The 7,751-nt window shown below is 46.6% G+C and carries 8 protein-coding genes and 1 pseudogene; 6 read left to right on the top strand and 3 right to left on the bottom strand.

All coding sequences use genetic code 11. The annotated features are described in order from the left end of the window. Window positions 1-320, bottom strand: a 320-nt coding sequence (locus ACWA6V_RS07570) for an ABC transporter substrate-binding protein (protein ID WP_449521907.1), incomplete at its 3' end; no start/stop codon positions are given. Window positions 321-838: 518 nt separating this feature from the next. Here ACWA6V_RS07570 and ACWA6V_RS07565 point away from each other — a divergent pair. From ACWA6V_RS07565 to ACWA6V_RS07545, 5 genes are all read left to right on the top strand, one after another. Then, window positions 839-1,657 (top strand): 3-keto-disaccharide hydrolase, encoded by an 819-nt coding sequence (locus ACWA6V_RS07565; RefSeq protein WP_449521906.1) that lies wholly within the window; start codon window positions 839-841, stop codon window positions 1,655-1,657. 96 nt (window positions 1,658-1,753) lie between these two features. Then, window positions 1,754-2,239, top strand: coding sequence for a glutathione peroxidase (locus ACWA6V_RS07560; RefSeq protein WP_449521905.1), 486 nt, complete (start codon window positions 1,754-1,756; stop codon window positions 2,237-2,239). A 37-nt stretch (window positions 2,240-2,276) separates the two neighbouring features. Continuing rightward, window positions 2,277-3,377: an aspartyl protease family protein gene (locus tag ACWA6V_RS07555; RefSeq protein ID WP_449521904.1), complete on the top strand. Its 1,101-nt coding sequence runs from the start codon at window positions 2,277-2,279 to the stop codon at window positions 3,375-3,377. Window positions 3,378-3,408: 31 nt separating this feature from the next. Next, window positions 3,409-4,008, top strand: coding sequence for a DUF998 domain-containing protein (locus tag ACWA6V_RS07550; RefSeq protein ID WP_449521903.1), 600 nt, complete (start codon window positions 3,409-3,411; stop codon window positions 4,006-4,008). A 44-nt stretch (window positions 4,009-4,052) separates the two neighbouring features. Beyond that, on the top strand, window positions 4,053-4,475 hold the full coding sequence (locus ACWA6V_RS07545; RefSeq protein ID WP_449521902.1) for an NUDIX hydrolase: 423 nt from the start codon (window positions 4,053-4,055) through the stop codon (window positions 4,473-4,475). Here the strand turns inward: ACWA6V_RS07545 and dinB are convergent. Further along, window positions 4,412-5,563: a DNA polymerase IV gene (gene dinB / locus ACWA6V_RS07540; RefSeq protein ID WP_449521901.1), complete on the bottom strand. Its 1,152-nt coding sequence runs from the start codon at window positions 5,561-5,563 to the stop codon at window positions 4,412-4,414. The genes ACWA6V_RS07545 and dinB overlap by 64 nt on opposite strands. A 211-nt stretch (window positions 5,564-5,774) precedes the next feature. Here dinB and ACWA6V_RS07535 point away from each other — a divergent pair, with 211 nt between their 5' ends. Next, entirely contained in the window at window positions 5,775-7,328 is a 1,554-nt protein-coding gene (locus ACWA6V_RS07535) for an alpha-N-arabinofuranosidase (RefSeq protein WP_449521900.1), read from the top strand. 55 nt (window positions 7,329-7,383) lie between these two features. Here ACWA6V_RS07535 and ACWA6V_RS07530 read toward each other — a convergent pair. Further along, window positions 7,384-7,751, bottom strand: a pseudogene (locus ACWA6V_RS07530) (mobilization protein); the annotation flags it as partial.

The raw sequence follows: 7,751 nt of genomic DNA, 5'->3' as shown, positions 1-7,751 counted from the left end.
GCAGAGCCCAATACCAAATTATCGCGTGTGGTGCCCCATGAGGATTGTTTTAATACTTCCACACCGGTCATACCGTACTTGGCAAAAAAACCTTTTTCCTGTGCAACAAATAATGGTGCTGCATCGGTGAGTGCAATAAAACCTAATTTTGCTTTGGTGGTTTCCAATGCAACGGGTGCGGCGTAAGCAAGGCTGCCCAAGCCGGGTAACAAGCTCATAGCAGCGGCGCCACCTAAGGCACCCAAACCGGTTTTCAATAAACGGCGGCGATCTAATTGCAGTGATTGATCAGTTGAATCTGGAATGTTTTTGTTGTCCATAAATAACCTCGCGCAGGGTAGTAGTCAGTATGGTTAGGGTTATTGATCGTTGTTAGTTAACTCAATCTGACTAACGCATAATTAATGCCAATAACTGTCACTTGTAGGGAGAATTGGTTTTCGCGCCCTAAATATCTTTACTTAATCGCATTTTGATTTTTGTTGGTGCGCTAATTCGTTGCTTTTAAAATTTGTGTATTTTTAAGGTTCATTTTTATTGCTACAAATTCACTATAGTTGTGCATTTTTGATGTTTTTGGATGTTCAATTATTAGTCTCATCTCGGTGCGAGTTGTTGGGTATGCCCTTTTTCGGCGCCAAAGCAATCCATGGCGCATCCTCCTGCCCAAAGATGAGACAAGGGTTCGATTAGTTACGCCATTCGGGCGCCAACGGCATTGGCTGGAAGAATTAAGGTAAAGGACTGTAATTGTCATTCTGGAAATATGGACTGGGTGTTGCCCAGGCTCTAGGCTGCGCGCATCTGACGTCTTAAAGAACAACAACGAGGAACAGCAATGAAATTAATCGGTTTATGTTTATGTGGCCTTATCGCCAGCGCCCAGGTGTTTGCGGCGGGCGCGAGTGAGTGGAAATCCCTGTTTAATGGCAAAGACCTGAGTGGCTGGGAGCCTTATGTGAGCTACCAACCGGAAACCAATGAATACAATCTGGTTTCAAAGCATAAGCCTCATGGCTTGAACAACGACCCTAACCATATTTTTTCAGTGGTTGATGGCCTTTTGCGGGTTTCCGGAGCTGAATGGGGCGGGCTTACCAGTGTGGATGAGTTTGAGAACTTTCACCTGAAATTTGATATCAAGTGGGGCAAACAAAAATGGCATCCGCGTCTGGATGCGCCGCGTGATAGTGGCCTGTTGTATTTCGCCGTCGGCCCCCAGGGGGCACAGAGCACCCACTGGATGCGCAGCCACGAATTTCAGATCCAGGAAGGCGATAGCGGCGATTACCACAGCCTCGACGGTGTGATCATTGATGTGCACGCGGGCGATACCAACCTCGGCGATTGGAAATTTTATCGTTACGATCCCAAATTGCCGCTGCGCAAAGATATAGCCGCGCGCGTATTAAAACTGGGCAACTATGAAAAGCCGAGCGGTGAGTGGGACACCATGGAAGTGATTACCGATGGCAAAACCCTGATTCATAAAGTAAACGGCCATGAAGTGTTTCGCGGCTTTAATTCACGCCACAAAGTGGATGGAAAATTTGTCCCGCTCACGCGCGGCAAACTGCAAATCCAATCGGAAGGCGCTGAGACTTTCTTCCGCAATATCCAGATCAAAACCCTCGATAAACCTGCGGCGGAATATTAATCCTTTCACGTCAATTGAGCGCGAGGGTTGATTTAATCCCCCGCTCCATGCAGTCTGGGCTCATGCATTTTCGCCAATAATACTCGCAGGTGAACCATGAGCCCTTTCCACAATTTCACAGCTGAATCCCTGAACGGAACGCCCATTAACCTGTCTGACTACGCAGGCAAGCTGGTGCTGGTGGTCAATACGGCCAGCCAATGCGGGTTTACCCCGCAATACGCCGGACTTGAAGCGCTCTATAAGGAATTCAGCGATCAGGGTTTGGTGATTCTCGGTTTCCCCTGCAACCAATTTGGCGGGCAGGAGCCGGGCGATGCAGATCAAATCGCGCAGACCTGCCAAATTAATTACGGTGTGAGTTTTCCCATGTTCGCCAAAGTGGATGTGAATGGCAGCAATGCACACCCGCTATTTCAATGGCTAACCAACGCACTACCGGGTTGGTTAGGTAAATCGATTAAATGGAATTTCACAAAGTTTTTAATCGGCCGCGATGGCACACCCATCAAACGTTTTGCCACTATCACCAAACCGGAAAAAATGGCGGCGTTTATTCGCCAGCAATTACAAAATTCCTGACAGTTGTCACCATCCTGCGATTACAAAAAGTTTAACGATGAACAATAAAAAAATTATCCTCGTTGCCACACTGGCATTTGCACTGGGTTTCTACGCCAGCGAATATCGCCATGCCAATCGCACTGAAAATGTGCCGGTTATTGCCGATGCTAGTATCGCCGAGCCGGAAATTGTTGAGGAATCAGCGCAACCCCGAGCGCAAGACATTAGCTCCATATCACCTGCATCCGCTCCGCAATTCTTACCCACTAAACCCCAGTCGCCACTTGAACGCGCCAATCAATTAATTGCCAATGGCGCTTACGGCGATGCTGCGCGCCTGCTGAATCAACTACTCGAATTAGAGCCGCAAAATACCGAGGCGCTGTGGTTGTTGGCGCGCGTGTACGAACAACAGGGTCAGCATAAAGAAGCGGTCGGCATTTGGTTTCGCTATATCAATACCGAAGTGGATGCACAAAAAATCGAAACTGCGCTCGCGTATTTGGCGAAATATTTAATTCGCCTCACTGAGAATCCATCGATTTTTGGTGAGAGCTATGAGTGGTTAATGGCGCAGATTAATGATCTGATCAAACTCACGCCCGACAACGGCGAATTGCATTTGCAACTCGCCAAAATGCATTTAAAAACTGAAGATAAAGAGCAAGCGCAATATCATGCGCTCATGGCTGCCAACCAACCGGAAACCCAGGCCCGTGCTGAGGGCATTCTCGCCAAATTGGATGAAGGCTCGCTCGCGCAAGACGATGGCGCCGCTGAAATCACAGTGCCATTGATTCGTTTCGGCGGCCAATTTTTAGTGCCGGTAACGGTTGAAGGTGAACAGGTAAAATTATTGCTGGATACCGGCGCATCCATCAGCGGCCTGACTGCCAGTTTTATCAATCGCCATTACTCATTTGTAAAATCACCTAAACCTATTCAACTCAACACTGCAAGCGGCACAGTCGAAAGCTATTTGTTTTTAGTAGATACCTTCACCATTGAAAGCATCACCTTCAACAAACACATGCTCGCCCGCCTGCCGATGGATAATGGCGATCATTTTGATGGCCTGTTGGGTATCGATATTCTCGGCCGGTTTGATTTTGTGATTGATCAGAATAAAGCGATATTGCGGTTGAGAAAGCGGTAGTTAAAAAATTGACATTATTCAAAGGAGATGCATGAACGTGCTAATTTTATCCGGAGTTATTGCCCCTTTGTGGATGCTAGTGGGCGTTATTATCGTCGCGCGTTTATATCCCGGTTATAACCATCGCCAACAAGTCTTGAGTGAGTTGGGCGCGCGCAACCGCGCCACCACAAAAATTCACCCATGGATCAATAATTTTCCCATTGGGTTTTGGTTTGTATTTTTTGGTGCGGTGCTACTGAAGATTGAATCCACTAATAACCTGTTATTTTTAACCGGTATTTTGATGATGGTGCAGGGCGTTTCACATTGGGTAACGGGCTTGTTTCCCTGCGATGAAGATTTGGGTGTACCCAAACCATCAAAGGGGCAGGTAATACATAACCTTGCGGGTTTGGTGATGTATTTTTCTTTGCTGGTCGCGTGTCTGCTGTGGTCGATTAAAACACATAATCTACCGGTATGGTTTTCGCTGTATTCTGCAGTTAGTGCGCTGATATCTGTTGTTGCTTTGGTATTGATGCTGCGTGCACTCAAAACCAATATTAATTTGGGTTTTTATCAGCGCGTTAATTACGGTGTATTGGCGGTTTGGGTGATGGTGTTGAGCGTGATGATAATAAAGAACTAATGCGGATATTTTTTTGTCGTTAACTATTGAGTGAGGATAATTTATTGAGCGAAGAATTTACCGGCTGCAAAATCGCCTATATATTTAACGATCAATTACTCGTCTATAAACGCGATAATTTTGCACATATTCCATTTCCGGATTTATGGGATTTTCCCGGTGGTGGACGTGAGGGGTTTGAAACATCGGAAGCGTGTGTGTTGAGGGAGTTACAAGAGGAGTTTGGAATAGCACTTCCCGAGTCACGCTTGATTTTTAAGAAAAAGGTGCCCGATTATTTAAATACCGGCAATTCATTTTTCTTTGTTGCGGAAGGCCAGCAAGTTGAAATTGATAGCATCGTATTTGGTAGTGAAGGGCAATGTTGGCAATTGATGGGAATTCCTGAATACATGGCGCATCCTCAGGCCATTCCAGTGTTAAAGACTCGATTGTTATGGTTTCTTAATTCATCGTTCAATCCATAAAATGGTTCTTCTGTAAGATACTGATTGGTATTGTTAAATAGTTCCAGCTGAAAAAACGCATTACTCTCCCGCAAATCAATAAACCTCACGCCTACACCGATCAACCGCACTGGCAAATTTTTCCGCTCATAAGCTTCTGCACACAAACTTTGCAACTCCATTAAAGACACCGCACTGGCGCTGCGCTCGATGGTGGTAATACTGAAATCTGAAAATTTAAGTTTTACAAAGAGTTTTACCACTTTGTAGTCATCATCGACACGGCGCAAGCGTATCGCCAGTTGTTGGCTTAGTGGCGGTAACTCGTGCAGGCAGTTTTCCAATCTGGGAAGATCCTGCGAAAAAGTATTTTCCACACTGAGGGATTTGCGGCGTCGGTCTACCGTTAATTCGCGCTCATCAATTCCTCGGCTCAGCTTGTAAAGGCGTGAGCCCATTTGACCATAGCGTTGCGATAATTCAAAGATTGAAAATTTGTGCAGGTCGCCACAAGTAAAGATATTGGATTCCGCCAGTTTTGCCGCCATGGCTTTACCGACGCCGTAAATTTTTTTGACGGGTAATTGCGCGACAAAAGCTTGAACCTTTTCAGGTGGGATAACAAACTGCCCGTTGGGTTTATTCCAGTCGCTGGCGACTTTGGCGAGAAATTTATTGGGAGCGATACCGGCGGAGACAGTGATGCCGATTTCATCTTTGATGCGCTGGCGGATTTCCTGCGCGATTAATGTCGCGCTACCGCGATGAATTTTTGCATCGCTGACATCCAAAAATGCTTCATCGAGCGAAAGTGGTTCAACCAACTCGGTGTATTCGTAAAAAATATCGCGCATTTTTGCCGAGGCTTCGCGATAGGCATCCATGCGCGTGGGCAGGATTAATAAATCCGGGCACAAACGTTTTGCAGTGCTGGAAGGCATGGCCGAATGTACGCCATAGCGCCGCGCTTCGTAATTGCAGGTGGAAATGACGCCGCGCCGGTCACTGCTACCGCCCACCGCAATCGGGCGATGGGCAAGGCTGGGGTCATCGCGCATTTCAATAGCGGCGAAAAAACAATCGGCATCACAATGGATAATTTTGCGCATGGGAATTGGCGATGGTTAATGTGTACTGTATTAAAACACAGTGTTGCATGAATGGCAGCAGCAACATGATTAATTCACTAACTGAGCTGACAGCCCTTGACAGGCTAGGGGTAAAATAAAGTTAACTTGTATGACAATATGATCTAGCATGGGCTAGTATTAAGTGTTTTCAGAGACACCATTATTCAATAACAACAAACAGGAGACATCTATGCGCGCCATCAAGCCGCTTATTGCCGCCCTAGGCCTGACAATCAGTTTCACTGCTCTAGCGGACACCCAGGTCAGCGTCGATACCACCAAGCCCGGCCCCGTCATCAACAAAAACATCTACGGCCAATTTGCCGAGCATTTGGGGCGCGGAATATACGAAGGTATTTGGGTTGGCCCCAAATCCAAAATCCCCAATACCAAAGGCTGGCGCAACGACGTAGTGGGTGCGCTGAAAGATTTACAGGTGCCGCTGGTGCGTTGGCCGGGCGGTTGTTTTGCCGATGAGTATCATTGGCGCGAAGGTATTGGCCCGCGCGATAAGCGCCCTGCACGAGTGAACACTAACTGGGGTGGTGTGATAGAGGATAACGCCGTAGGTACCCATGAGTTCTTTGACTTGGTGGAAATGCTCGGCGCTGAAGCTTATGTGAATGGTAATTTGGGCACTGGTACTCCGCAGGAAATGGCGGAGTGGCTGGAGTACATGACCTCGGATAGTAAATCTACCCTGGCGGAATTGCGCCGCAAAAATGGCCGCGATAAACCTTTCCGTGTGCATTATTTTGCGATTGGCAATGAAGCATGGGGCTGCGGCGGCAATATGACCCCCGAGTTCTACACTCATCTCTATAAGCAATACGCCAGCTTCCTCAAAACGCCTAAAGACAACACACCGATTTTGATTGCTAGCGGTGGCCACACTGACGATACAAGTTGGGCAGATCATCTTACTGCCAACGTAAAACCGAATTGGGCGTTGCGGATGGATGCAGTGAGTTTCCACTATTACACACTGCCGAAAGGTGATTGGACGGTAAAAGGTGCAGCGCTTAAATTCCCTGAGGCCGAGTGGATGTCCACCATGGTCAACACACTGAAAATGGATCAGTTTATTGTCAACAATAAAAAAGTGATGGATAAAAATGATCCGGAGAAAAAAGTCGGTTTCTATGTGGATGAATGGGGCACATGGTACGACGTAACTGGCGATGATGATCCGGGCTTCCTCTATCAACAAAACAGTTTGCGCGATGCGATTGTCGCTGGCTTGAATTTCAATATTTTCCACAAACACGCTGACCGTGTGCACATGAGTATCATCGCGCAAATGGTGAACGTATTGCAGGCAATGATTTTGACGGACAAGGAAAAAATGGTTCTGACTCCGACTTATCATGTTTTCAAAATGTACATTCCATTTCAGGGAGCTACATCTTTGCCGCTGGAGCTGAAAAATGTACCGCAATACACGTTGGGCAGTGCTTCAATCCCTGCAGTGAGTGCAACAGCAGCGCGAGCGAAAGATGGCAAAGTGTATATCGCTTTGGTTAACGCCAACCCCAACAAGGCGGAAACCGTTGATATTAATTTGGCGGGTATAGCAGTGAATGGTGTGAGCGGACAGGTGTTAACAGCATCTGCAATGGATGCACACAATACCTTCGCAGCGCCAGAGACGATTAAACCAGCAGCTTACTCAGCGAAAGCCAAAAATGGAAAATTGGCGTTGGAGATTCCAGCTAAAGCAGTGGTAGTTGTTGCAGTAGAATAAGTTTTATCGAGACAAAAAAATGGGCGCAGATTGCGCCCATTTTTTTGGTTATTTTTTATTGGTTCAATTTATCAAACTGCGAATAATTATTTTTCAACCACACCCGTACGCGCGAACGTTCAATAATATTCATTACTTCAGTATTGTTGGCGGCAGACCAAAAGCTGGTGTTAGCAAAATCAATACGCGCCGCGAGTTGCGGTTGCAATTTCGCCAAGGTAATAAAAATCGCATTGCGGTCTTTCGCTTTCTGGTAAGTGGTCGATTGTTCAAAATGTTCAAAACACTCACCGCGGCCTAAATTATTGACTACTACAATCTTGATAAAATCCTGCGGGTAACGATTGAGCAGCCCATTTAATAAATTGACTGAATCTGCACCGTCATCCATCACATGCCATAAATAGACTTGGCTTCCCAACT

Source organism: Cellvibrio sp. (assembly GCF_053579595.1).
This window is presented reverse-complemented; position numbering and strand designations above follow the sequence as displayed.

What these genes read in the sequence shown, in the direction of transcription:
- ACWA6V_RS07555 (WP_449521904.1), top strand. Translation starts at nt 2,277, where the DNA reads ATGAACAATAAAAAAATTATCCTCGTTGCCACACTGGCATTTGCACTG.
- dinB (WP_449521901.1), bottom strand. Translation starts at nt 5,563, where the DNA reads ATGCGCAAAATTATCCATTGTGATGCCGATTGTTTTTTCGCCGCTATT.
- ACWA6V_RS07535 (WP_449521900.1), top strand. Translation starts at nt 5,775, where the DNA reads ATGCGCGCCATCAAGCCGCTTATTGCCGCCCTAGGCCTGACAATCAGT.
- ACWA6V_RS07565 (WP_449521906.1), top strand. Translation starts at nt 839, where the DNA reads ATGAAATTAATCGGTTTATGTTTATGTGGCCTTATCGCCAGCGCCCAG.
- ACWA6V_RS07550 (WP_449521903.1), top strand. Translation starts at nt 3,409, where the DNA reads ATGAACGTGCTAATTTTATCCGGAGTTATTGCCCCTTTGTGGATGCTA.
- ACWA6V_RS07560 (WP_449521905.1), top strand. Translation starts at nt 1,754, where the DNA reads ATGAGCCCTTTCCACAATTTCACAGCTGAATCCCTGAACGGAACGCCC.